Genomic DNA, 24701 nt, shown 5'->3' with positions numbered 1-24701 from the left:
GTATATTGCGCACATCGTGAACGTAAGAAGGTTTATGCACTCTCTCTACCATCAATTTCAACATCCAGCTGGTCATAGAGTTGAACTAGGTTAAACCCAGCTTGAAGCCCAAGTTGATAGTCATGCTCTAGTGACTCTTGGTCACTTAACAAAGAAGAAGAACGAAGTCCCTCTTTAGGCGCAACTTGTAAAATAAAAGTGTCGTCAGGTGGAGCAGATATAAAGGCCTGAGTGAGCTCAAATGTTTGATAATGAATCATCAGCATGTCGGCTAAACCTGAATCAAAATTCTCACCAATCAGATGACTTAAACGATACAAGTTATCGGCACCGAACAACCAACGACCTCCATTTAACAGCATTTTCCCTGCAAGCTTCGATTGATGTGCTGCATTAATTTTTTGTTGGAAGAACGACGCCCAATCCAGCTTCCACTGATTCACTTTTTGCTGCCATGATTGCTGTACTGAGTTGATAGACTCTCGATACCATTCGACAGGCACATCCCCCACTTCACTTTGGGCTCTCGCTTCAATCTCTGAAAACGGCTCTGTGCGAATGACAATAATGTTGCGAGCATTCTGACGCCACGCTTCTTGAACAGGGATAGAGGCAGACACGCCGCCATCAACAAACTTATTGCCATTTACGTCGACAGGTCCGTGGTACAACTTGGGAATCGCACATGTCGCTAGCATAGTGTTAAACCACGAGTCATCCAAGATTGGTAGATATTGATCTGATAGCGTCTCTATATTCGTTACCGCAGCAAACGCTCCTCGTTTTCCCAATGCACTACGACCTAAATCAAGGTCAAGCTTGTATGGGAAATCTTGAATCCGTTCTAATGCCCACTCTAAACCTAAGTACTGCTGCTTTCGGATATAGCGAAACAGATTAAAAAATTCAGGAGACGTTGTCAGCTCGGTAATAAAAGCTTTGCCCATGCCATGTTGACGACACAAGTAAGAACATAAGTTAAGTGCTCCGGCAGAGGTGCCATAGAACTCATCGAAAGGATCGAAGTTGGAAAGTAAAAAGGCGTCTAAAACGCCAGCGGTAAAAATCCCTCTCTGCCCTCCACCTTGCGTGACTAAAGCAGTTTTACCATGCCTAAAGTGCTCATAAACTTTTACATCAAGCTCTGCATGGCTTTCTGTGATTATACCGCTGTTACGTATCATAGGCTCACGCCATTTTGTTAAATCGTTTGGTAAAAGTGGTTATCTTAAGCTGTTGTAATAGCAATGATGCCAAATGACAAAAGCACTGCAAAAACAGTCACCACAATGATTAATGCGGATTTTAGATCGTGTTCCATAAACACCTCCTTAATATGTAACAAATTAATAACACCGGTGTGAAATATGTTCAAGATTTGCTTAATTTAGTCGCGCAATTTTGACTAACCCATCACAATTAGCTTAGTCATAATAAGGAGATAGGGCATGAACCAAAAACTCAGCTGGCTAGTAGGAATCATGATGATGAGTACTGCTATCAATGCACAAGCGAATATCATCGTTACGCCATACATAGGCTATACAGGAGGCGGCCAAGTAGAGGATGAAAGTGGTAATAAATACGATCTCGACCCCGCAGTGAATTACGCTCTTTCAGTCGAGACTCCCTTAGAAAAAGGAAGGATCGGATTGTTTTACTCCAATCAGTCGACGGAACTTGAAAAGCTGTCCAACTCGGCAGATATCCATTATCTGCACTTCCAAAGCAGCATGTACTATCCTGTCGCAGAAAATTGGCAAACCTATATCGGTGTAGGTTTGGGCGCTTCTTATGCCGATGTGGATTGGGTAGACAAAAAATACGGATTTTCGGCTAGCGCTTTTGCAGGGCTGGAATATGAATTTTCAAAGAACTTTGCGTTAACAGCCCAACTGAGATGGTTAGGAACGGTCGTTGATAACGATACATCTGGCGCCTGTACTCTACCTAATGACGGCTCAAACTGTATCATTAAGTTCGATACTGATTGGATGAACCAATTCCAATCAAATGTCGGTTTTAGTTTCCGCTTCTAATTTTTATGCATGTTCCTTTATAGGACTCGTCACAAAGAACGCTGAACGAGTCCTGCACAGAGCCGATAAAGGATATCGTCTAAACACCATTGTTTGGCAAAGTAACGAAGCATCATCTAGATAGGTGCACAAAAGATAGCCGTACGCCCTAATTAATCAAAATAGTCTTAAACACCAAAGCAATTATTAGATCCCAGTCATTTATTCCAGACAAACAACCACACACCCACATAAAACCACAATCAAACTCAAATTTAACAAGATTAAAACCAGACAACGCATCTGAATTAACATTTAGATTCTATTGCGCTAAGTATTATTAGAAGTTAGTCTGATCAGTGAAAACAGATAAATATTTCAGTTTTATCAAACACACATCAAAATTTTAAGATTAATAATCTACTTTCTCTTACAGTAGCCAGAATATAGCTCTATAAAATTATAAGAAGTTAGAATTAAGGATAGAAAAGCTGATGGATAACAGCGGTCCTTTCTTCCAACTGTTTGCGCAATTATTACTGTGTTACGTAGAGAGCTTCATTCCTCAGGGAGTCTTATAGGAGTCAAATATGAAGCGAGAACAATGGGGATCCCGGGCGGGATTCATCTTAGCAGCAGTTGGGTCTGCTATCGGTTTGGGAAACATTTGGCGTTTCCCATACATGGCCTATGAAAACGGTGGCGGCGCATTTTTTATTCCTTACATTTTTGCCATGATCACTGCCGGTATTCCATTTATGATCCTTGAGTTCAGTATGGGACAAAAATACCGAGGCTCGGCACCAAAAACACTTGCGAAAATTCATTCTAAATTTGAATGGCTTGGCTGGTTCCAAGTTGGTGTGGCTGCAGTTATTGCCGTTTACTATGTGGCTGTTATCGGTTGGTCGATTTCTTACTTTGGGTTGTCGTTCACTCAAGGTTGGGGAACCGATACCAACGCATTTTTCTTTAGTGAATACCTAAAGCTAGGTGACAACTCACCAACAGACTTAGGCAGTATTCAATGGAAGATTGCTTTATCCATGGTAATTGCTTGGGCAATTACTTACACCGCCATTGCCAAAGGCGTGAAATCAGGAATTGAACGAGCATCTAAAATTATGATGCCAATCCTATTCTTGATGGTGATTTTCTTAATCGGACGTATGATTTTCTTGCCAGGAGCTCTAGATGGCGTGAACTACATGTTCGAACCCGATTTCAGCAAAATTTGGGATGTGAAAGTATGGGCAGCGGCATATGGTCAGATCTTTTTTACGCTAAGTATCGGCTTCGCCATCATGCTAGCTTACTCTAGCTACCTACCAGAAAAGTCAGACATAACGAATAACGCGTTTATGACCGTGTTGATCAACTGTGGCTTCTCGATCCTAGCCGGCATCATGATCTTCTCAGTATTGGGTTACATGGCTCAAGAGCAAGGTAAGCCGTTAACAGAGGTGGTATCTGCAGGCGTTGGCTTGGCTTTTGTTACTTTACCTGCGGCAATTAACCTACTACCTGCCCCATATATTCTTGGTCCACTGTTCTTCTTTGCACTGGTGGTTGCTGGTCTAAGTTCGCATATTTCAATTATGGAAGCCGTAACTTCAGCCATTATCGACAAGCTGAAGTGGAGCCGTAAAAAAGCTGCAAATGTTGTGATTGGTATTGGCTTCGTTGTCTCTATGGCGTTTGCTACCAATGGCGGTCTGCTGCTACTCGACCTAGTAGACCACTTTGCAAACAACGTTGGCATCATGGTTGGTGGTCTGGTTGAGATTGTCTTGATGGCGTGGCTATTGAAGCGCGTGCCAGAAGTACGTAATTACGTTAACGAGCGCTCTGATTTCTCTGTTGGTCAATGGTTCGAGATCTGCTTACGCTTCGTTACACCAATCATGCTCGCCATTATCTTAGCGACCAAGCTATACGCCCTAATTACTGAAGGCTACGGTGGCTATGATCTAACTTTAGGCTGGGCACTTATCGCCGCACTCTTTATCTTTGGTCTAGTGATCAACGTAGTGAACCGCAAGGAGACAGCAAAATGACAATCAGCGCAATTATTATGATGGTTATTGGTTTAGGTATCACTTGGGGCGGCGCTGCCGTTTGCATTAAGCGAGCCATGAATAAACAATAGAACGTTAAGTTCCATACAAAAAAACGCCGGTAGTTACCGGCGTTTTTTTATACATACATTAGTTCAATTCTAGAAACTGTACTTGATGCCAACGGCGCCGCCAAGTTGCAAGTCAGCACCTTTGTAAAGATCTAGCTCTGGGTGTATTTGGCCATAAAGGTCCCAGCCGCGTGATAAATCCCAGTTCACACCAAGTGGTACTCTCACACCAAACTCGTCATCCCATTCATACCAGCCACCAACGCCGACATACCAAGTCACAGGCATGTTTTGATCGAATGTTCCACGCTTAGCGATGTAATCAAACGCCATACCATCGTTTCCGATAATGCCACGATATTTGTTATCTAACTCTACAACAACACTTAATTGTTGATCGACAGCCATACCAACTGATAGATCCGTTGGTTCGCTTGCCGCCATTGCCGTACTAGAAACTAGTCCCAAAACTAAAATGAATTTGTTCTTCATACACGTTATCAATTATTCAAAAAAACATTATTCGCTATTCAAACATAATGGCATATCAATATGTCAACGATGGGTAAGCTCGATGTATGAAAAAGCTGACAAAAGTAAAGATGAGTTTAGGATCACACTAAAAAGGAACTGTCAGTTAATAAAATAGGAACTAAAAAAGGAGGCCGAAGCCTCCTTTTATGCATTACTATGAATGACTGCGATTAACCGTGGTTACGAATCCACTCATCCATTTCAGTTTTTAGGTTATCAGACTTAGTACCGAAGATAGCCTGTACACCACCAGCTACAACTACAACACCAGCAGCGCCTAGTTGTTTTAGCTTGTCTTGGTCAACAGCTGCTGTATCTGCAACTGCTACACGTAGACGTGTGATACATGCATCTAGACCAGTAATGTTAGCTTTACCGCCAAACGCTGCAACCAGTTCACCGCCCATATCAGAGCCAGAAGTTACAGCTGCACTTTCCGTTTCATCTTCACGGCCAGGTGTTTTTAGGTCAAGCGCTGTGATTACACCACGGAACACTACGTAGTAAATTACTGCGTAAACTAGACCAACGGCAATCATTAGCACCATCTTCTGAGCGTTACCAGATAGAACTAGGAAGTCGATCAGACCGTGAGAGAAAGAAGTACCGTGTACAAAGCCTAGAGTGTTCGAAACGATGTATGCAGAACCAGCTAGTAGAGCGTGGATACCGTATAGTAGTGGAGCAACGAATAGGAATGAGAATTCGATTGGCTCAGTAATACCAGTTAGGAATGAAGTCAGTGCAGCTGACGCCATGATACCCATTACTTTTGCACGGTTTTCTGGTTTAGCACAATGAGCAATTGCGATTGCTGCAGCTGGTAGACCGAACATCTTGAACATGTAACCACCCGCTAGCTGACCGAAGCCATTACCAGCAGCACGAGATGCTTCATCAGCAACTAGGTAACAAGTTAGTACACCATTTTGAGCTTCACCGGCAGCGTTAACACAAGAACCTGCTTCGAAGAAGAACGGTACGTTCCATACGTGGTGTAGACCGAATGGGATTAGAGAACGCTCAACAACACCGTAGATACCGAATGCTAGCTGTGGGTTTTGGTGTGCAGCCCAATCAGAGAATGCAGAAATTGCACCGCCAATTGGTGGCCAGATAACAGAAAGGATAACACCTAGGATGATCGCAGCAAAACCAGTGATGATTGGCACTGCGCGCTTACCAGCGAAGAAGCCAAGGTACTCTGGAAGTTGGATTTTGAAGAAACGGTTGAATGCCCAAGCAGCCACACCACCGACAAGGATACCACCTAGTACACCTGTATCGATTTTCTCAACACCCATAACGCCCGCCATTACACCTAGCGTTGCCGTCATGATGCCGTAACCAACGATAGCTGCAAGACCTGCAACACCGTCGTTGTTAGTGAAGCCTAGAGCTACACCTACTGCAAATAGAAGTGCCATTTGGCCGAATACTGAACCACCAGCTTGTTCCATAAGATTAGAAACGATCTCTGGAATAAAGCTTAGATGGGCAGCACCCACACCTAATAAAATACCTGCAACTGGTAAAACTGATACTGGAAGCATCAGAGCCTTACCAACTTTTTGCAGGTTAGCAAAAAGGTTCTTAAACATGTTTATGCTCCTGATAAATTTATAAGTATTATTTGGGCACTAACGGCACACCCCCGTAGCCTAAAGGTTAGCACCCAATGAAAATGTAACCACAACTGCATTATATTTTCCGGCTCTAAATATATATTGATGACCCTCAAACTTTCCACACAGTTACGAAATTTAGTTTCAAAACAAGTCTTGGATCACACCCAAAAACAGCCGATGAAAAGGTTTGCATTGCACTTATATTACTGTTTTATAAAGAATTAATTATTTATATAATTAATTTTAAGGCGTAAATAAAATACGCCTCAATGTTATTTTTAGTAACAAAATTACATTTGTGATTTTTGAATGTTATTAAATCAACATTTTTAGTAAACATTAAACTCGTGAGCGTATCTGTTGTTTTTATCAACAAAAAAGGAGCCTAAGCTCCTTTTTTATGCTCTTATTATTTTTTCATCGCAAAAAAAGATCTCGGAAGTTTTCGGTGGTTTTTTGTGCCACTTCAGAAAGAGAGCACGATTTGAGTTGCGCAATATAAGAAGCGACTTCGACAACATAAGCGGGTTGATTCTCTTTGCCACGATGAGGGACAGGAGCCAAGTAAGGAGAATCTGTCTCAATAAGAAGCTTCTCTAAAGGTAGAGTCTTCACCACTTCTTTTAGCTCTGTAGCTTGACGGAAAGTAACAATCCCCGAGATAGAAATATAAAACCCCAGCTCCAGTGCAGCTTCAGCAAATGGAAGATCTTCTGTAAAACAGTGGATAACACCACCACATTTCTCTGCCCCACCCTTACGCAAAATATCTAGAGTATCCGCACGTGCGTTTCTGGTATGGATAATTAAAGGTTTGTTGAGCTCCACTGCAAGATCAACGTGTTGCTCAAAGCGCTCTTTCTGTAACGCGGCCGTTTCGGGCTTGTAATGATAATCTAAACCCGTTTCGCCAATAGCGACGACTTTTGCATTCGACGCATGGTGGCGCAATACGTCCATCGAAAAGTCGCTTTCAACATCAAGTGGGTGCACACCGCACGAAGCATAAACATTGTCATAAGGCTCGATCATTTCCATCATTTTCGGGAAAGAATCCAGCGTTACTCCAACAGAAAGTAGTTCAGTTACGTTTGCTTGTTTAGCTTTGTTAATAACGTCTTCCACATTGATGTGGAGATCGTCGTAATTCAATTTGTCTAAATGACAATGAGAATCTACGAACATAATGCCTCTCGTGATTCAATTAACCAATTCATTGATAGTAGCTCAAGGTTCAGGCCAGGAAAGGCTTGCACCTGAGCTTTCAGGTTCATCAGCGCCTTCGCTGATGAGTACAAACCGTTATAGTTGTCCGATTGAAACTTTGTCGCGCCCGGAAGCATTTGAGCTTCTGATACACCAAACTGCGCTTTCTGAGCATCTGTCAGTAAATACCATGCCCAGTCTAGTGATTGCTCTGAGTGTTTAGCGATTAAAGAAGCACACTCAGAAACGTCTGAAACAGGCGAAGACATTGCCTTAATAAAACTGCGTTCAAAAGCCAAGTAAGCTTCGAGCTCACCATTATTTAACGCATCCAATGTTTTTATTGGAGAGCCCATATTCAGTTTTAAGGCATAAGCAGGAACTTGCTTCGCCCCTTGTTCGTGCATCCATTGCATCGCTTGTTCCGCTGACGGAGGCGCAACAACCCAGTGTTGGCAACGGCTACGAATCGTTGGGAGCAGACGCTCCTGATTGTGGGTAACGAGCAAAAACAAGCACTTTGCCCCAGGCTCTTCTAGCGTCTTTAACAGCGCATTCGATGCCGACTCGTTCATAGAGTCCGCCGGTTCTATTACAAATAGGCGGTAACCATTAAGCTGAGATGATTCCTGAGCAAGACGGTTACAAGCGCGAATTTGGTCCACCGTTATCGCCTTTCCTTCTTTCTCTGGCTTGATCCAGTGTAAATCAGGGTGGTTTTGAGATTGATTTAGCTGGCAGCTATGACAAAAACCGCATGCTTCACTCGCGTAATTTTGGCAAAGAAGTACTTGGCTAAAAAACTCGATAAGTTTTTCGATGCCCAAGCCCTGCTCGCTTTGTAATAAAAGCGCACCTGGTATTCTGTCCGACTCTAACCCTACTTTGAGGTTATCCCATATTGGCTGTAGCCATGGATAATCATTTAACATGAGTCACCTAAATTTACGTTTCACTTATTGACGAGCTAGCCACTCGTTTAGAGCGTCCCGAATATCACGCGACACGCCTTCAATCGTCTGTTCTGCGTTAATGATAACGATGGAAGGATCGGCATGAGCAATCTCCAAATAACGCTCACGTGTACGCTCGAAGAAACTAATATCCATCTTCTCTATACGATCTAACTCACCACGCCCACGCGCACGCTCAAGCCCAACACGAGGGTCAATATCCATATAGAGAGTGAGAGCAGGTTTAAAATCACCAAGCGTTGTATCCCGGAGATTTTTCATTAACGATGCGTCAATCTGACGGCCACCACCTTGATAAGCTTGCGACGACATATCGTGTCGGTCACCAACCACCCACTGACCGTTTTCCAAAGCTGGTTTGATCACGTTCTCAACCAACTGAACACGTGCAGCGTACAGAAGAAGCAACTCCGTCATGTCCTTAAGTTCTTCGCCTTCGTGCTCTTCTTTCACCAGAGCGCGCATTTTTTCTGCTAGCGGTGTGCCTCCTGGCTCACGGGTATTTACGATATCCTCAATACCGGCCGCTTTTAGCGTATCTAAAACGGTTTTAATCGCAGTGCTTTTACCCGCGCCTTCTAGGCCTTCAACGACAATAAAGTTTGCTTTCATCATTTTTTCTTTCTTAGTTCTCTTAAATAGGCACGAACAGCACGGTTGTGCTCAGCAAGGGATTTCGAAAATACATGTCCGCCCTTTCCACTTGCTACAAAATATAAATAGTTGCTGCTTTCTGGATTCAAAGCCGCTTCAATGGAAGCTTCACCAGCCATCGCAATCGGTGTTGGTGGCAAACCATTGATGGTATAGGTGTTATATGGTGTCGGCGTACGCAAATCTTTCTTACGAATGTTGCCATCGTAGGCGTCACCCATACCATAAATAACTGTCGGATCAGTTTGTAACCGCATGCGTTTGTTCAATCGGTTGATAAACACAGAAGCGACGCGCTCACGCTCAGAATCAATAGCCGTCTCTTTCTCGATGATAGACGCGAGAATCAAGGCTTCATATTTATCCTGTAATGGCAGCTTTTCTTGACGAGCTTCCCAGCTAGCATCCAGTATTTTATTGAGTTTTCGATGCGCTCGTTTTAATAACTGGCTTTCACTCGCACCCGCTGTGTAATGGTAGGTTTCTGCTAAAAACAACCCTTCTAGCTTTTCTCTCTCAATTCCGAGCTTCGCAGCCATTTCTTTTTCTGAAAGATCGGTTAAATCATGCTTTAAATAAGGAGCACTTTTTAGTTGATCTACCCATTCAGAAAAGCGGCTGCCTTCAACAAAAGTGATCGCAAACTGGTATTCTTTTCCAGTATTCAGATGCTCCAATGTTTGCGAAAGCGACATACCAGGCTCAAGTTGGTAAGTACCCGCTCGCACTTGCAACAATTCTGGATATAAGTGAGGAATTAAACGGATGTACTCCGATGTTTCAATCACCTCATCTTCAACTAAGGCGCGCATGACATGATGAAAGCTTGTACCACTTTCTACAGTAAACAGCTGAGGTTGTTCCAATAGAATAGGCTTTTCAACGTATTGTTTAGCCTGTGAAATTATATAAAAAACAGCTGCTGCGCCTATCACTGCGATCAGCACAACAAAAGCCAACAGTTTTTTAATCACGTAGTTAAATTCCCTTGCAGTCGTTGAGTCAATTTTCCTATCGGAAATATAGTCTTAGAGTTCGATGTCACTATGCTGCGAATAGGTGCGACACCTAATATTGAGTTACACATGAAAGCCTCGTCAGCACTCAGCAAATCTGGAAGTATAAAACGCCCCTCGATGACTTCAATATGACTTACTTTAAGTAACTCAAGCACCTTACGACGCATTACGCCCGTAACGCCTGATAAGGTCAGCTCCGGCGTAAATACTTTATTACCTTTAACCCAAAAAAGGTTGGCCATTGTAGTTTCAATGACATGGTTTTGCACATTTAACGTTATTGCATCTGCAAACTCTGTATTGTCGATTTCAGCCTTGGCGAGAATCTGCTCTAAACGGTTGTTGTGCTTATGTCCCGCAAGTAAAGGTTGAATCCCTAGACGAGTATTACAAACGCCCAAGTCCACACCTTGTTCTTGCCAAGATGAATAATGAGAAGGAAACGCAAAATTGGAAATCGTCACGATAGGGCCTTTAATCCCATTAGGGCTATACCCTCGCCCGCCAATACCGCGGCTAACGTGAATCTTCACCCCCGCTCGTGCGTCAGATAAAACCGCTTTGCTTGCCCAATCATGCACAACTTTCCAGTCAGGTGAAGAGATCTTCAAAGCGTCAAGGCAAGCACTCATGCGCTCAGTATGTTCTTGCCAGTAAACCAACTCTCCATTTTGGGTCAGGATGGTGGTAAAGCCTCCATCACCGTATTGGAATGAGCGATCGCCTAGCTCTACATGCGTTTGCGGAACTCCATTTACCCAAAACATTCACGTACCTTCAAATTAGCAGACAACAAATAAAACAAAACGGCTCAATGCTAAGCATCGAGCCGTTAGAATACAAGTTTCGCTTATCTAAATTAGGTTAGATAGTGTTACTCAGCGAACTTCTTGAAGATCAAAGAACCGTTTGTACCACCAAAGCCAAACGAGTTACAGATAGCGTACTCCATACCTTCAACTTTGCGCGCTGTATGCGGCACAAGGTCGATGTCTAGACCTTCTTCTGGATCATCAAGGTTAATGGTTGGCGGAACAATTTGGTCAACCAAAGACATAACCGTGATAATTGCTTCAACAGAGCCTGCAGCACCTAATAGGTGACCCGTCATAGACTTAGTTGAAGACACAAGAACTTGCTTCGCACCTTCTTCACCAAGAGCACGTTTCACGCCCTTGATTTCTGCAACATCACCAGCAGGAGTAGAAGTACCGTGAGCATTCACATAACCTACTTGAGTACCTGTGATGTTAGCGTCACGCATCGCCGCTTCCATCGCAAGTGCACCACCAGAGCCGTCTTCGCTTGGAGATGTCATGTGGTAAGCATCACCAGACATACCAAAACCAACCAGTTCTGCGTAAATCTTCGCGCCACGTGCTTTTGCGTGTTCGTACTCTTCAAGCACCATCATGCCAGCACCATCACCTAGAACAAAACCATCACGGCCTTTATCCCATGGGCGAGACGCTTTTTGAGGCTCTTCATTACGAGTAGATAGTGCTTTAGCTGCACCGAAGCCAGCCATGCCAAGAGGCGTAGAAGCTTTTTCTGCACCACCAGCAACCATCGCATCTGCATCGCCGTAGGCAATCATACGTGCTGCATGGCCGATATTATGCAGGCCAGTAGTACATGCGGTAGAAATCGCGATATTTGGACCACGAAGACCACGCATGATAGATAGGTTACCTGCAACCATGTTTACAATGGTCGAAGGAACAAAAAATGGGCTAACTTTGCGAGGGCCTTTGTCTACTAATGCAGTATGGCCAGTTTCGATAAGGTCAAGACCGCCAATGCCTGAGCCGATAGCAACACCAACTCGAGCCGCATTTTCTTCGGTAATTTGTAAGCCAGAGTTATCAAGAGCTTGAATACCCGCTGCAATGCCGTACTGGATGAAAAGGTCCATCTTACGAGCATCTTTTTTAGACATGTACTCTGTGCAATCGAAATCTTTAACAAGACCTGCAAAACGAGTTGAGAAGTTCGTAGTATCAAAGTGCTCGATATTTACGATACCACTTTGACCTTCTAGCAGGGCTTTCCAAGATGATTCTACTGTGTTGCCTACCGGTGACAACATACCCATGCCAGTGACAACTACACGACGCTTGGACACGATATAATTCTCCGGGAATTGAATATTTCTATGAGAGGATAGAAGAAGTTAGAAAGAACACAGGCGGTCTAGGAGACCGCCTGGGAAAGCTAATTACTGAGCGCTGTTTACGTAGTCGATTGCAGCTTGAACAGTAGTGATCTTCTCAGCTTCTTCGTCAGGAATCTCAGTGTCGAATTCCTCTTCTAGAGCCATAACTAGTTCTACAGTGTCTAGAGAATCAGCACCTAGATCGTCAACGAAAGAAGCTTCGTTTTTAACTTCTGCTTCGTCTACACCTAGCTGTTCAACAATGATTTTCTTTACGCGTTCTTCGATGTTGCTCATTTTTCTTTTCCTTTACAGATTTCGCCTAATGCGATGATTCCGTAGTTTATTCGAACTATTGAAAGTTGCAAGGGGGTCCTTGCTGGTCAAACCACAAAATTAGCGAATTTAACCGAATTTCAATACATTTTTGACTTAAATCATGCACAAATCTTGCGCATAAGCATGACAAGTTCATGACAGTTAACTGCAACTATAGGCTATTTTTCACAATGTAAAATAGCTTATTTTGCATAAACTGTCGCATTAAACCATGTACATGCCACCATTTACATGCAAAGTTTCACCAGTAATGTACGCTGCTTCAGGAGAAGCAAGGAAAACTACTGCTGATGCAATTTCACGTGGGTCACCTAAACGACCTGCTGGCACGTTCGACAAAGTTGCCGCACGTTGGTCATCATTTAGTGCCTTAGTCATGTCAGTTTCGATGAAACCAGGAGCAACAGTGTTCACTGTTACACCACGAGACGCAACTTCACGAGCCATTGATTTAGTAAAACCAATCACGCCCGCTTTCGCTGCTGCGTAGTTAGTTTGACCTGCGTTACCCATGGTACCAACAACAGAGCCTACGTTGATGATACGACCCGCACGTTTTTTCATCATGCCGCGTAAAACCGCTTTAGACATGCGGTAGATTGGCGTTAGGTTGGTATCGATGATGTCGTTCCACTCATCATCTTTCATGCGCATCAATAGGTTGTCACGAGTAATACCAGCGTTATTCACCAGAATATCGATCACACCAAATTCTTCGTTGATCGTTTTTAATGTCGCTTCGATAGACTCGACATCAGTCACGTTAAGCGCTAAGCCTTTACCGTTATCACCAAGATACTCGCTGATAGCAGCCGCACCACTTTCAGAAGTAGCAGTACCGATAACCGTAGCACCTCGCTCGACAAGAAGTTCCGCGATCGCGCGGCCAATACCACGGCTTGCGCCGGTAACTAGCGCGATCTTACCTTCTAGATTCATCATGTTGTGTTTCCTTTTCTTATCGCAAATTTATCGCTTGATGGATTACTTCGCAGCGTCTAGCGATGCGATATCATTCACTGCTGCTGCAGTTAGCGTTTTCACGATACGTTTTGTTAGACCTGTTAAAACTTTACCAGGACCAAGCTCAAGAAGATTTTCTACGCCTTGTTCGTGCATCAGTTCAACTGTTTCAGTCCAACGAACTGGGCTATGTAGCTGACGAACAAGCGCATCTTTGATTTTTGCAGGATCTGTCTCAGCAACCACATCAACGTTGTTGATAACTGGCAGCTGTGGTGAGTTAAATTCGATAGACTCAAGAGCTACAGCAAGTTTTTCCGCTGCTGGCTTCATAAGTGCACAGTGTGAAGGTACTGAAACAGGAAGAGGAAGCGCACGCTTCGCACCGGCTTCTTTACATAGCGCACCAGCTCGCTCTACTGCGTCTTTGCTACCAGCGATAACGACTTGACCAGGCGAGTTAAAGTTTACTGGAGAGACCACTTCGCCTTGCGCTGCGTCTTCACACGCTTTTGCAATCGCATCATCAGCCAAACCGATAATCGCGTACATTGCGCCAGTACCAGCTGGTACTGCTTCTTGCATAAGTTGACCACGTAATTCAACCAGCTTGATGGCTTCTTTAAAGTCAATAACACCCGCACATACAAGTGCTGAGTACTCACCTAGGCTGTGACCGGCTAGGTTTGCTGGTTGCTCTAAGCCAAGTTCCTGCCATACACGCCAGATTGCAACAGATGAAGCTAGCAAAGCTGGTTGAGTACGGAAAGTCTCGTTTAAATCTTCTGCAGGTCCATTTTGAACAAGCGCCCATAGATCGTAACCTAGTGCGTCAGATGCTTCTGCAAATGTTTGTTTTACTACGTCATATTGTTCGCCTAGTTCTGCAAGCATACCTACAGCTTGAGAACCTTGACCTGGAAATACGATAGCAAACTTGCTCATGTTGTTTTCCTTTAAGCAAAGTAAAAAGAAATAAGATGCACCAAGTGCACCTTAAATTTTGAATTCTTGTGAAACTTAGAACTTCACAAGGGCCGAGCCCCAAGTGAATCCGCCGCCAAACGCTTCAAGAAGCAGAGTTTGACCGCGTTTAATACGACCATCACGTACCGCTTCATCTAGTGCTGTTGGCACAGTTGCAGCTGATGTGTTGCCGTGTTTATCAAGTGTAATCACGACTTGGTCTAGTGACATCGAAAGTTTCTTCGCTGTTGCTGAAATAATGCGGTAGTTCGCTTGGTGCGGCACTAGCCAGTCTAGTTCAGACTTATGCATGTTGTTGGCTTCAAGCGTATCTTTTACTAGTTTCGATAGCTGAGTTACAGCGACTTTGAATACTTCGTTCCCAGCCATATGAAGCCATTTATCCGCATCTTGCCCCCGCACAGGTACAGGTAGGCTTAGAAGCTCTCCGAATTGACCATCCGAGTATATGTGGGTAGAGATAATGCCAGGCTCTTGGCTAGCGCCTACGACAACGGCTCCGGCACCATCACCAAATAGGATGATGGTTGAACGGTCTGTCGGATCACACGTTTTAGACAAAGCATCTGAACCAATCACAAGTACGTTTTTGCACATACCAGATTTGATATGTTGGTCTGCAACAGATAATGCGTACACAAAACCAGAACAAGCAGCGGCTAAGTCAAAAGCTGGACAACCTTTAATGCCAAGCTTTGCCTGCACCTGACACGCAGATGAAGGGAAAGTATGGCTACTGCTCGTTGTGGCTACGATAATCAGGTCGATATCGTTTTTATCAATACCCGCCATATCGATAGCGTTTTCAGCTGCGTAGAATGCCATGTCTGCTACAGTTTCGTTTTCTGCAGCAATTCGACGCTCTTTAATACCCGTGCGAGCAACGATCCACTCATCACTTGTATCTACCATTTTCTCTAGATCTGCGTTTGTACGCACCTGAGATGGCAGGTAGCTGCCAGTACCTAAAATTTTGCTATACATGAAGACTAATAATGCCTCTCGAGTAAAACCGCTTCCAAACGATCGCTAATACGGCTTGGTACTTGTCGTTTGACCTCGTGTACTGCCTCGCCAAGTGCATTGACAATCGCAGATACATCCGCACTTCCATGGCTTTTTATGACAATGCCGCGCAATCCTAGCAAACTTGCGCCGTTATACTGGTCGGGGTTCAGTGTTTTTAGTTCATTAAACAGCCTAGAAAACAACTTTCTAGCTATCCAACCCTTTATCGTTGATGCCATTATGCTGGTTTTAATTTTTTCGATAAAAAGTTGAGCTGTTCCCTCACTGGCTTTTAAGCATACGTTGCCGACAAATCCATCACAAACAATGACGTCAGCAACATCATGCAAAATTTGATTACCTTCAATATAACCGACAAAGTTAATCGCATCGGTCTGAGAAAGCATTTCTGCGCAACGTTTGACTAAATCGTTACCTTTAATCTCTTCTGCGCCAATATTGAGTACAGCAACGCGAGGAGGACGACCCAAGTGTTCTTCAGCTAATGCACTGCCCATTACAGCAAATTGGAACAAGCTATCAGCATCGCACGATACATTCGCCCCCAGATCCAGCATCCAAGTACGCTTTCCGGTAATCGTCGGTAAAGCGGAAACTAAAGCAGGACGTTCAATGCCAGGAAGTAACTTAAGAATGAAACGCGATAGTGCCATTAATGCACCGGTGTTGCCACCACTAACACAAGCATCCGCTTTCTGCTCAGAAACCAAATCGATAGCCATACGCATAGAACTATTTTGGCTATTACGTAACGCCAATGAAGGTTTTTCTGAGTTCGAGATAACTTTCTCGCTGTGAAGAATAGTCAAGCGGGAACTGGTCGAGGTACCGAGTTGAGATAATTGAGACGTGATCAGAGATTGATCACCAATAAGAATCACTTTTAGCTCTGGGAAATGAGACAGTGCCTGCACGGCGGCAGGCACTGTTACGCGTGGACCGAAATCCCCGCCCATTGCATCAAGTGCAACGGTAATACTTTGCAAAGGTTCAACCTTACTTGTTGATAACCTTTTGACCACGGTAGTAACCTTCAGCAGTTACGTTGTGGCGTAGGTGAGTTTCACCAGAAGTCGCGTCTACAGATAGAGCAGCTGTAGTTAGCGCATCGTGTGAACGACGCATACCGCGCTTAGAACGAGTTTTACGGTTTTTCTGTACGGCCATTGACCCTACTCCTATACTATTGGGTTAAAAACCTGAAGAAGAATCGGCTACCACACCTATTACTTTTTCAGACTTTTCAAAACGTCGAATGGATTCGGTTTTTCTTCCTCAATTTCTTCAGGAATCTCACCAAAAACCATGTTATTTGAATCAACGCTACAATCCGCTTCATCGTGCATCGCAATTTGAGGTAATGCTAAGATGAACTCGTCTTCAACAAGTTGTATGAGGTCTAATTCACCATATTCATTTAGATCTACCAAATCATAAATTTCTGGTGCTTCCTGTTCTGTTTTCTCACCGTAGTAAGGAGTAGAAAGGAATTCAACTTCGCACTCATGTGCGAATACCTCATTACAACGCTGACACTCTAAATCGACTTCGATGTTAGCTTTACCAGAGATAACAACGAGTCGCTGTTCATCCATCCCAAATGACAATGAGACTTCTGCGTCGCGTTTTACGCCTTCAGTTGTTTCCACTAAGCGCTTGAAAAGACTAGCTTGGATGATGCCATCGTAATCCAATCGTTTCTGTGCAGCTTTAGCTGGGTCAACCGTTCGCGGTATTTTTACCTTTTGCATAGGGCGCGAATATTATCTTCCAAATCAAAATTAGTCAAAGAAAAAGGCAAAAAAGTTGTACTTTTTTGCGCTTAACATACAGAGCATTAGCCAGAATCATTTTTGATCGATTATCCTATTGGAAATGCTCCCACGAATTGTAATTCAAAATGAAAAATTACCAACTGGTTTTAGCCTCAACTTCCCCTTTTCGTAAACAACTGCTTGAAAAGCTCTCACTACCATTCGTTTGTTTATCACCTGATTGCGATGAAACACCTTTTGACCAAGAAACGCCAACTGAACTTGTGCAGAGACTGGCCCAAGAGAAAGCAATATCTTGCCAGACGGATAAAGCAAGTTTAGTTATCGGCAGTGACCAAGTTTGTGTCATTAATGGTGAAATCGTTGGCAAGCCTTTAAATAGAGATAACGCGATAAATCAACTTTTGGCTCAAAGTGGAAAAGTCATCACTTTCTATACTGGTCTTGCGGTACATAACACCGTCACAAACCATACAGAAGTCGGCTTTGATTCTTTCGAGGTGCACTTTAGAGATTTAACGCTTGAACAAATCGAACGCTACGTCGACAGGGAAGAACCTTTTTACTGCGCAGGCAGCTTTAAAAGCGAAGGCATGGGAATTTGCTTGTTTACGAAATTAGTTGGTAAAGACCCGAACACACTTGTCGGACTACCATTGATTGATTTGATTGATATGTTGCATGTTCAAGGACTCGATGTCCTTTAACCCAAATACGATAAAAGGGAGCCACAGGCTCCCTTTTGCATCCGCGAGGAAAACATGGTTACGCGTTTCTTAAACCCGCCAACACTTTTTCTAGTTTCGGTTCCATCGGTGCGTTGATTTCCATCCACTCATCATTTGATGGGTGTTGGAACTTGATGTTTGCCGCGTGTAGGAACAAACGATCTAAACCAACTTGACCTGTGTAAGCGTCAAAGCGACGATCACCGTAGCGATCATCCCAAGCGATTGGGTGACCAGTGTATTGCGTATGAACTCGGATTTGGTGAGTTCGACCAGTAATCGGACTCGCCTGAATCAATGTAGCTTGTTCGAACTTTTCCAAAATCTTAAAACGCGTTTCTGACGGCTTACCATTAGGGTTAACACGAACAATACTGTTCACTTCGTTTTTGAGCAGTGGCGCGTTCACAACCTTACAACTGCTTTTCCATTGCCCCATGACAAGAGCTAAGTAAAACTTCTTTACTGTCTTTTCACGAAACTGGGCTTGCAAGTGACGAAGTGCAGAACGCTTCTTAGCAACCAGCAAAATCCCTGAAGTATCACGGTCAATACGATGCACAAGTTCAAGAAAGCGAGCTTGAGGACGCAGAGCCCTAAGCGCTTCAATCGCACCAAACTTTAAACCACTGCCACCATGCACAGCGGTGCCAGATGGTTTGTTTAGAATCAACATATGATCATCTTCGAAGATAATCATATTTTCCAACTCAGCGACTTTGTTAAGTTTCGTACTTGGTGCGACATCGTCATCTTTTTTCTCGACGGTCACCGGTGGAATACGAACGAGATCGCCTGCTTTTAACTTGTACTCTGCTTTTATACGCTTTTTATTTACGCGCACTTCGCCCTTACGCACAATTCGGTAAATCATGCTTTTAGGAATGTCTTTTAATTGGTTGCGCAAAAAATTATCAATGCGCTGACCCGCCATATCTTCGTCGATATCGACGAACTGGACTTTTGTTCTTATTTCGTTCATGGGCGGTATTGTAAACTCAATTTCGTGCGACTTCACATTATTCTTGTCGTAAAAGAAACACTCCGTGGCACATACTGGTCTAAATTTCGCCAAGCTTTTGTTTAAATTATTAAAACTCTCAATCAAGTTCTCAATTTGTTTTCTGTCTTGAACAGTTTGCACATCTCAATTGCTTATGAAACAGCCAGTTATAAAATAGAAATTTTGAGTTTAGCGGCAAATTTTCTATCGTTTGCGTGAAAGCAGATTGCTGATAGCCACGCGCACTGCTATAGTTCACAGCTGCTAAGGAAGGTTTGGTTACATTTTATTCATTACCAATCATTTATCCTCAAGCAATGTGAGTAGATCGTTGAAGGTCGAGTGCAGCATTGGCGTGAGACACATCGAATTCAACACTCTTGCCACCCTACTCCTCGCATATTCACGTTGAGTACCTACCGCCCAAATAGCGGGTCACAAGTCTACGTTTCCAACAGAAACCACAAGAGGCTTGTGATGACTGAAGTGCCCGAGAGCATCCCCTTCCAGCCGGGAGGCTGCAAAATACAAGCCATGGGATCAGGCACCGTGAAAGAGCGAAAAAACAGTGGCAAGTCGACAAGAAAGATATAAAAGAAAAGACAACGAGAATTTTCAATGAAAAGAATGTTAATTAACGCAACTCAAAAAGAAGAGTTGCGTGTCGCTCTGGTTGATGGCCAGCGACTTTTCGATCTTGATATCGAGAGTCCAGGACATGAATCTAAAAAAGCGAATATCTACAAAGGACGTATCACACGTATCGAACCAAGCTTAGAAGCCGCATTTGTTGATTACGGCGCCGAGCGTCACGGTTTCCTCCCTCTCAAAGAAATTGCCCGCGAATATTTCCCTGAAGGTTACACCTACCAAGGTCGTCCAAGCATCAAAGAAGTGCTAACGGAAGGCCAAGAAGTTATCGTTCAAGTGGAAAAAGAAGAACGTGGAAGCAAGGGCGCTGCTCTTACTACTTTCATTTCTCTTGCTGGTAGTTACCTTGTTCTGATGCCTAACAACCCTCGTGCTGGCGGTATTTCTCGTCGAATCGAAGGTGACGAGCGTACTCAACTAAAAGCCGCATTAAGTACTTTGGAACTGCCTCAGGGCATGGGCCTAATCGTACGTACTGCTGGCGTTGGCAAGAGTGCTGAAGAGCTTGAGTGGGATTTGAATGTACTACTTAACCACTGGGGTGCAATCAAAGGTGCAGCGGACTCTAACCCTGCTCCATTCTTAATCCACCAAGAAAGTAACGTTATCGTTCGTGCAATCCGTGACTATTTGCGTCGTGATATTGGCGAAATCTTAATTGATAGCAACACCATCTACGAACGTGCAAAAGAGCACATTCAATTGGTGCGCCCTGATTTCCTTAACCGCGTTAAGAAATATGAAGGCGAAGTTCCACTATTCAGCCACTACCAAATCGAAAGCCAAATTGAATCGGCTTTCCAACGTGAAGTGCGTCTGCCATCTGGTGGTTCTATTGTTATTGACCCGACTGAAGCACTAACGTCTATCGATATCAACTCTGCTCGTGCAACCAAGGGCGGCGATATTGAAGAAACAGCTCTAAACACGAACCTAGAAGCAGCCGACGAAATTGCTCGCCAATTACGTCTACGTGACTTGGGTGGCTTAGTGGTTATCGACTTTATCGATATGACCCCAGTTCGTCACCAACGAGAAGTAGAAAACCGTCTACGTGAAGCCGTTCGTCTTGATCGCGCTCGTGTACAAATCGGTCGTATTTCTCGCTTTGGTTTGTTGGAGATGTCACGCCAGCGCTTGAGCCCTTCTCTTGCAGAAGCAAGCCATCACATCTGTCCTCGCTGTAGCGGAACTGGTGTCGTTCGCGACAACGAATCTCTAGCACTTTCTGTACTTCGTTTAATTGAAGAGGAAGCGCTAAAAGACAACACAGCACAAGTACTTGCAGTCGTACCTGTGCCAATCGCCTCTTACTTATTGAACGAAAAACGTCGTTCAGTAAACCATATCGAACGCATTCAAGAAGTGAAAATTACGGTTGTTCCTAACTCTGATATGGAAACACCGCACTTTGAAGTTATCCGTGTTCGTGAAGGCGAAGAGTTCGATCTGATTTCTTACTTACTTCCTAAGAAACTGGAAGCAATGAAAGAAGCAGAAGGTAAAGAGCCAGCGGAAGTTGACGTAAAACCAAAACGAATTGAAGAGCCAGTTCTTAAAGGCTTTGCTGCTCCGTCTCAAACCGCACCTGCACCAGCAGCTAAACCAGCTCCTGAGGCGAAGAAGAAAGAACAAAACGTTGAACAAGAAGAGAAACCTGGATTGTTCAGCCGTCTGTTTAAAGCACTTGGTAGCTTCCTATTCGGTGGTTCTGAAGAAACAAAAGAAGAACAGAAACCTCAGGAAGAGAAAAAACCAAATCGCGATAATCGACGTAACAAACGTGATCGCAACGATCGTCGTCGCAATAACAACCAGCGTGATAATCGTGATAACCGCGACAATCGCGATAACCGACGTCGTCGTAAGCCTCGTGATGAGCAGGCTAATGAGCAAAACGAAGCTCAACAACAAACAAATAAACCGCAAAACCGTAACCAAAAGCGTAAACCTAAAGCTCAACAGGCAGATAAAGCCCAAGAGCAGAAAGCAAACGCAAAAGTAGCGGAAAAAGGTCTGCAGCTAGCAGCGGAAGCTCGTACTGAAACAAAACCAGAAGAGAGCAAACCGAAGCAGCAAAATGCGAAAGCAGAAAAAGTGAAAGAGCGCCGCCAACGTCGCAAATTGAACAAGTCTGTACGCGTTAAGGACCAAGAAGCTATTGAGAAGAAAGCCGAAGAAACAGCGGTTAAGACTCAAGAAACGGTTGAAGCTAAAGTTGAAAAGCCAACAGAAGCAGCGGTAGAGGCACAGCAAGACAACAAGCAAGCAGAGTCTAAGCAACGTCGTAATCGTCGTTCGCCACGTCACCTGCGTGCAAGCGGCCAGCGTCGTCGCCGTGGCCGTGATCGCCGCCCTAACCCGTTCCGCCTACGTAAGGGAGGTGTCGCTTCTCCTGAAATGGCTATGGGTAAAGTAATGCCACGTTACATTCCGAAACCAGCACCTAAGAAGGAAGAGCGAGTTAAGGAAGAAGCTGTAGCAGCAGTACCTACAATCCAAGGTGGCTTTGCGTGTCCAGAAATGGCAATGGGTAAAGTGATTATTCGTCGCGAGCAACCTGTCGTAACAGATGCGCCAGTTGTTGAACACAAGGTTCAAGAAACCGTTGAAGCGAAAGTGGAAGCTCCAGTAGTAGAAGCACCTGTTGTTGAAACAGTAATCGCAGAAAAAGCTGAATCGGCAGTAGTAGAAACAGCATCGGTAGAGCCTATCGTTGAAGCAGCAAAAGAGATTGTAGCCGAAGCGCCAGTAGATAAACCAGAGCCTAAAGTCGAAGCCATTAAAGTTGCGGCTAAGCTAAACGCTAGCGCACCGATGACGAAAGCACCTGGCCCTCAAGAGCTACGCGAAATCACGGTTGCAGCAGCACCGTTTAAAACCGAACGTTACCAAGCTAAAGGTGCTGGTAGCCAAGTGGCTAAAAACCGTGCATCGGCAGAGATGACAAAGCCTAACTTTAACTAGGCTAAATCATTACGTTCAACTGCTTAACGGCATAAATAAATTAAAGGCTACCATCTGGTAGCCTTTTTTATCTTCATATTTGCCCAAAAAATTGTTCATATAAATACCAATTCGTGATCACATTTGTACGCCATTATTCGTATCATTCTTGAACTTAATCACACTTTTCGGTAGCATGCGCCGACTCAAGTTTTCGACACCATTCTGATGCTGCTCTTTTAATACTACGGTTTACACTGCAATGTTTGATTAAAATTCAACCTTCCAGTGGCTTGTGCAAATACGAATATGTGTCGGGTTTAACTCATTGCAAAGAGAACTTAAAAACAAACATGTTCGAATTTCCCCAATTTTCTAAGCACTCCGTAAAAAATGATGTGCTATCAGGCTTAACCGTTGCGCTAGCATTGGTTCCTGAAGCTGTCGCATTTGCGTTCGTCGCAGGCGTAGATCCGATGGTCGGTCTTTACGCTGCATTCATCGTTGGTCTTATTACTTCCATTTTCGGTGGTCGTCCCGGCATGATCTCTGGTGCAACAGGTGCCATGGCAGTCGTAATGGTTTCGCTTGTCGCGACTCACGGTGTCCAGTACCTATTCGCAGCCATCATGCTCGCTGGTATTCTTCAAATTGCCGCTGGTATGTTTAAATTGGGTAAGTTCATCCGTATCGTACCTCACCCTGTGATGATTGGTTTTGTGAACGGTCTGGCTATTGTTATCTTCCTAGCTCAGTTGGGTCAGTTTAAAGCGCCAGATATCAACGGCATGCTTACTTGGCTACCACAAGACCAAATGCTACTAATGCTTGGTTTGGTTGCGCTAACTATGGCAATCATTCACTTTCTACCAAAAATCACAACGGCTGTACCCTCTTCACTTGTTGCAATCGTAACGGTGACTGCTTTAGTGGTTGGTTTGGATCTGGAAACTCGCACTGTTGTTGACTTCCTGCGTACAATGTCTGGTGATGAAGCGGCAACACTCGCAGGTTCACTGCCGACCTTCTCTATTCCGGCGGTGCCATTTACGCTAGAAACTCTACAAATCATTCTTCCATACGCGATCATTCTAGCGGCCATTGGTCTAATTGAATCTCTACTAACACTGACAGTTTTAGATGAGATGACGAACACTCGTGGTCAATCTAACCGCGAATGTATCGGTCAAGGTATGGCAAACATGACGTGTTCTGTGTTTGGCGCAATGGGTGGTTGTGCGATGATTGGTCAGTCGATGATCAACGTAAACTCAGGTGGTCGCGGCCGTCTATCTGGTATCGTTGCGGCTATCGCTCTATTGATGTTTATCTTATTCGCTTCTTCGCTAATTGAAATGATCCCACTCGCTGCTCTGGTTGGTGTGATGTTCATGGTTGTCATTGGTACATTCGAATGGGCAACATTTAAGCTAGCACGCCGCGTACCGAAGCAAGACTTCTTCGTTATTGTTCTTGTGACCGTTGTTACTGTTCTTACTGACCTTGCTGTTGCCGTAGCGGTTGGTGTTATCGTTTCTGCATTAATGTTTGCATGGCAACACGCTAAGCACATCTATGCCGACACGTGCTTAAACGAGGAAGGTTCAAAAGAGTACAAGATTCACGGCCCTATTTTCTTTGGCTCTGCGGCTAACTTCCTGGAGTTGTTTAACGCGCCTGAAGATCCAAAAGATGTGATTGTCGATTTTGCAGACTCTCGCGTGACTGATCACTCTGCAATTGAAGCCATTGAAACACTGGCTGAGCGTTACAATGCTCAAGGTAAAACGCTACACCTTCGTCACCTAAGCCCAGATTGTCGTAAACTTTTGGACAAAGCTGGCAGCTTGGTTGAAATTAACGTGAAGGAAGACCCAAGCTACAAAGTCGCAACCGACATACTAGCGGGTTAACACGAATAAAAAGGGATGAGCTGAGCTCATCCCTTTTTCTATTGTCTTCAA

24 protein-coding genes are annotated in these 24701 nt (G+C 44.2%); 6 read left to right on the top strand and 18 right to left on the bottom strand.

What is annotated here, in order from left to right:
* Positions 1-32: 32 nt before the first annotated feature.
* Together R8N47_RS04550 and R8N47_RS04545 are read right to left on the bottom strand one after the other, a co-directional pair.
* The gene (locus tag R8N47_RS04550) at positions 33-1184 is read right to left on the bottom strand and encodes a patatin family protein (protein WP_005372971.1); all 1152 of its coding nucleotides are present in this window, start codon (positions 1182-1184) and stop codon (positions 33-35) included.
* 44 nt (positions 1185-1228) lie between these two features.
* Positions 1229-1321 (bottom strand): YnhF family membrane protein, encoded by a 93-nt coding sequence (locus R8N47_RS04545; RefSeq protein WP_005372970.1) that lies wholly within the window; start codon positions 1319-1321, stop codon positions 1229-1231.
* 127 nt (positions 1322-1448) lie between these two features.
* Here R8N47_RS04545 and R8N47_RS04540 point away from each other — a divergent pair, with 127 nt between their 5' ends.
* The 3 genes from R8N47_RS04540 (at position 1449) to R8N47_RS04530 (ending at position 4167) form a co-directional block, all read left to right on the top strand.
* On the top strand, positions 1449-2039 hold the full coding sequence (locus R8N47_RS04540; RefSeq protein ID WP_053306612.1) for an outer membrane protein: 591 nt from the start codon (positions 1449-1451) through the stop codon (positions 2037-2039).
* 569 nt (positions 2040-2608) lie between these two features.
* Positions 2609-4075: a sodium-dependent transporter gene (locus R8N47_RS04535; protein WP_064354177.1), complete on the top strand. Its 1467-nt coding sequence runs from the start codon at positions 2609-2611 to the stop codon at positions 4073-4075.
* Positions 4072-4167 (top strand): MetS family NSS transporter small subunit, encoded by a 96-nt coding sequence (locus R8N47_RS04530; protein WP_017633863.1) that lies wholly within the window; start codon positions 4072-4074, stop codon positions 4165-4167. Before R8N47_RS04535 ends, R8N47_RS04530 begins: the two co-directional genes overlap by 4 nt.
* Positions 4168-4236: 69 nt before the next feature.
* Here the strand turns inward: R8N47_RS04530 and R8N47_RS04525 are convergent, their stop codons facing one another.
* The 15 genes from R8N47_RS04525 to yceD all read right to left on the bottom strand — a co-directional run bounded on the left by R8N47_RS04525 (position 4237) and on the right by yceD (position 17385).
* Positions 4237-4638, bottom strand: a complete 402-nt coding sequence (locus tag R8N47_RS04525) for a hypothetical protein (protein ID WP_005372960.1) — start codon at positions 4636-4638, stop codon at positions 4237-4239.
* Positions 4639-4850: 212 nt separating this feature from the next.
* Positions 4851-6281 carry a PTS glucose transporter subunit IIBC gene (gene ptsG / locus R8N47_RS04520; RefSeq protein ID WP_005372959.1) on the bottom strand — a complete coding sequence of 477 codons (1431 nt, stop codon included), beginning with the start codon at positions 6279-6281 and terminating at the stop codon, positions 4851-4853.
* Positions 6282-6725: 444 nt separating this feature from the next.
* A complete protein-coding gene (locus R8N47_RS04515; protein ID WP_017633841.1) occupies positions 6726-7493 on the bottom strand; it encodes a TatD family hydrolase in 768 nt (255 codons plus the stop codon).
* Entirely contained in the window at positions 7484-8446 is a 963-nt protein-coding gene (locus R8N47_RS04510) for a DNA polymerase III subunit delta' (RefSeq protein ID WP_017633842.1), read from the bottom strand. The genes R8N47_RS04515 and R8N47_RS04510 overlap by 10 nt, the downstream gene beginning before the upstream one ends.
* Positions 8447-8470: 24 nt before the next feature.
* Positions 8471-9103 carry a dTMP kinase gene (tmk, locus tag R8N47_RS04505; protein WP_005387350.1) on the bottom strand — a complete coding sequence of 211 codons (633 nt, stop codon included), beginning with the start codon at positions 9101-9103 and terminating at the stop codon, positions 8471-8473.
* The gene (gene mltG, locus R8N47_RS04500; RefSeq protein ID WP_054576217.1) at positions 9100-10116 is read right to left on the bottom strand and encodes an endolytic transglycosylase MltG; all 1017 of its coding nucleotides are present in this window, start codon (positions 10114-10116) and stop codon (positions 9100-9102) included. The genes tmk and mltG overlap by 4 nt, the downstream gene beginning before the upstream one ends.
* Entirely contained in the window at positions 10113-10928 is an 816-nt protein-coding gene (gene pabC / locus R8N47_RS04495; RefSeq protein ID WP_005372949.1) for an aminodeoxychorismate lyase, read from the bottom strand. Before pabC ends, mltG begins: the two co-directional genes overlap by 4 nt.
* A gap of 107 nt (positions 10929-11035) precedes the next feature.
* Positions 11036-12286, bottom strand: a complete 1251-nt coding sequence (fabF, locus tag R8N47_RS04490; RefSeq protein ID WP_005372948.1) for a beta-ketoacyl-ACP synthase II — start codon at positions 12284-12286, stop codon at positions 11036-11038.
* 93 nt (positions 12287-12379) lie between these two features.
* Positions 12380-12613, bottom strand: coding sequence for an acyl carrier protein (acpP, locus tag R8N47_RS04485; RefSeq protein WP_004406112.1), 234 nt, complete (start codon positions 12611-12613; stop codon positions 12380-12382).
* A gap of 246 nt (positions 12614-12859) precedes the next feature.
* Positions 12860-13594: a 3-oxoacyl-ACP reductase FabG gene (fabG, locus tag R8N47_RS04480; RefSeq protein ID WP_031781117.1), complete on the bottom strand. Its 735-nt coding sequence runs from the start codon at positions 13592-13594 to the stop codon at positions 12860-12862.
* Between the two features lie 45 nt (positions 13595-13639).
* A complete protein-coding gene (gene fabD / locus R8N47_RS04475; protein WP_005387313.1) occupies positions 13640-14563 on the bottom strand; it encodes an ACP S-malonyltransferase in 924 nt (307 codons plus the stop codon).
* Positions 14564-14638: 75 nt separating this feature from the next.
* On the bottom strand, positions 14639-15589 hold the full coding sequence (locus R8N47_RS04470; protein WP_017821385.1) for a beta-ketoacyl-ACP synthase III: 951 nt from the start codon (positions 15587-15589) through the stop codon (positions 14639-14641).
* 5 nt (positions 15590-15594) lie between these two features.
* On the bottom strand, positions 15595-16620 hold the full coding sequence (gene plsX / locus R8N47_RS04465) for a phosphate acyltransferase PlsX (RefSeq protein WP_017633846.1): 1026 nt from the start codon (positions 16618-16620) through the stop codon (positions 15595-15597).
* A gap of 10 nt (positions 16621-16630) precedes the next feature.
* Positions 16631-16801 carry a 50S ribosomal protein L32 gene (rpmF, locus tag R8N47_RS04460; protein WP_005396978.1) on the bottom strand — a complete coding sequence of 57 codons (171 nt, stop codon included), beginning with the start codon at positions 16799-16801 and terminating at the stop codon, positions 16631-16633.
* A 59-nt stretch (positions 16802-16860) separates the two neighbouring features.
* A complete protein-coding gene (gene yceD, locus R8N47_RS04455) occupies positions 16861-17385 on the bottom strand; it encodes a 23S rRNA accumulation protein YceD (RefSeq protein ID WP_005387307.1) in 525 nt (174 codons plus the stop codon).
* A gap of 149 nt (positions 17386-17534) precedes the next feature.
* Here yceD and R8N47_RS04450 point away from each other — a divergent pair, with 149 nt between their 5' ends.
* Positions 17535-18116: a Maf family protein gene (locus tag R8N47_RS04450; protein ID WP_005380845.1), complete on the top strand. Its 582-nt coding sequence runs from the start codon at positions 17535-17537 to the stop codon at positions 18114-18116.
* Positions 18117-18174: 58 nt separating this feature from the next.
* Here R8N47_RS04450 and rluC read toward each other — a convergent pair whose 3' ends face one another.
* A complete protein-coding gene (gene rluC / locus R8N47_RS04445) occupies positions 18175-19119 on the bottom strand; it encodes a 23S rRNA pseudouridine(955/2504/2580) synthase RluC (RefSeq protein ID WP_021033985.1) in 945 nt (314 codons plus the stop codon).
* Positions 19120-19758: 639 nt separating this feature from the next.
* Here rluC and rne point away from each other — a divergent pair.
* A complete protein-coding gene (gene rne, locus R8N47_RS04440) occupies positions 19759-22758 on the top strand; it encodes a ribonuclease E (protein ID WP_064354178.1) in 3000 nt (999 codons plus the stop codon).
* Between the two features lie 332 nt (positions 22759-23090).
* Complete coding sequence (locus R8N47_RS04435) at positions 23091-24650, top strand: SulP family inorganic anion transporter (protein WP_005380840.1); 1560 nt, start codon at positions 23091-23093, stop codon at positions 24648-24650.
* Positions 24651-24701: the final 51 nt, after the last annotated feature.

Source organism: Vibrio sp. 2132-1 (genome assembly GCF_033344315.1).
The sequence above is the reverse complement of the archived record's forward strand: the minus strand, read 5'-3'. Positions and strand labels throughout refer to the sequence as shown.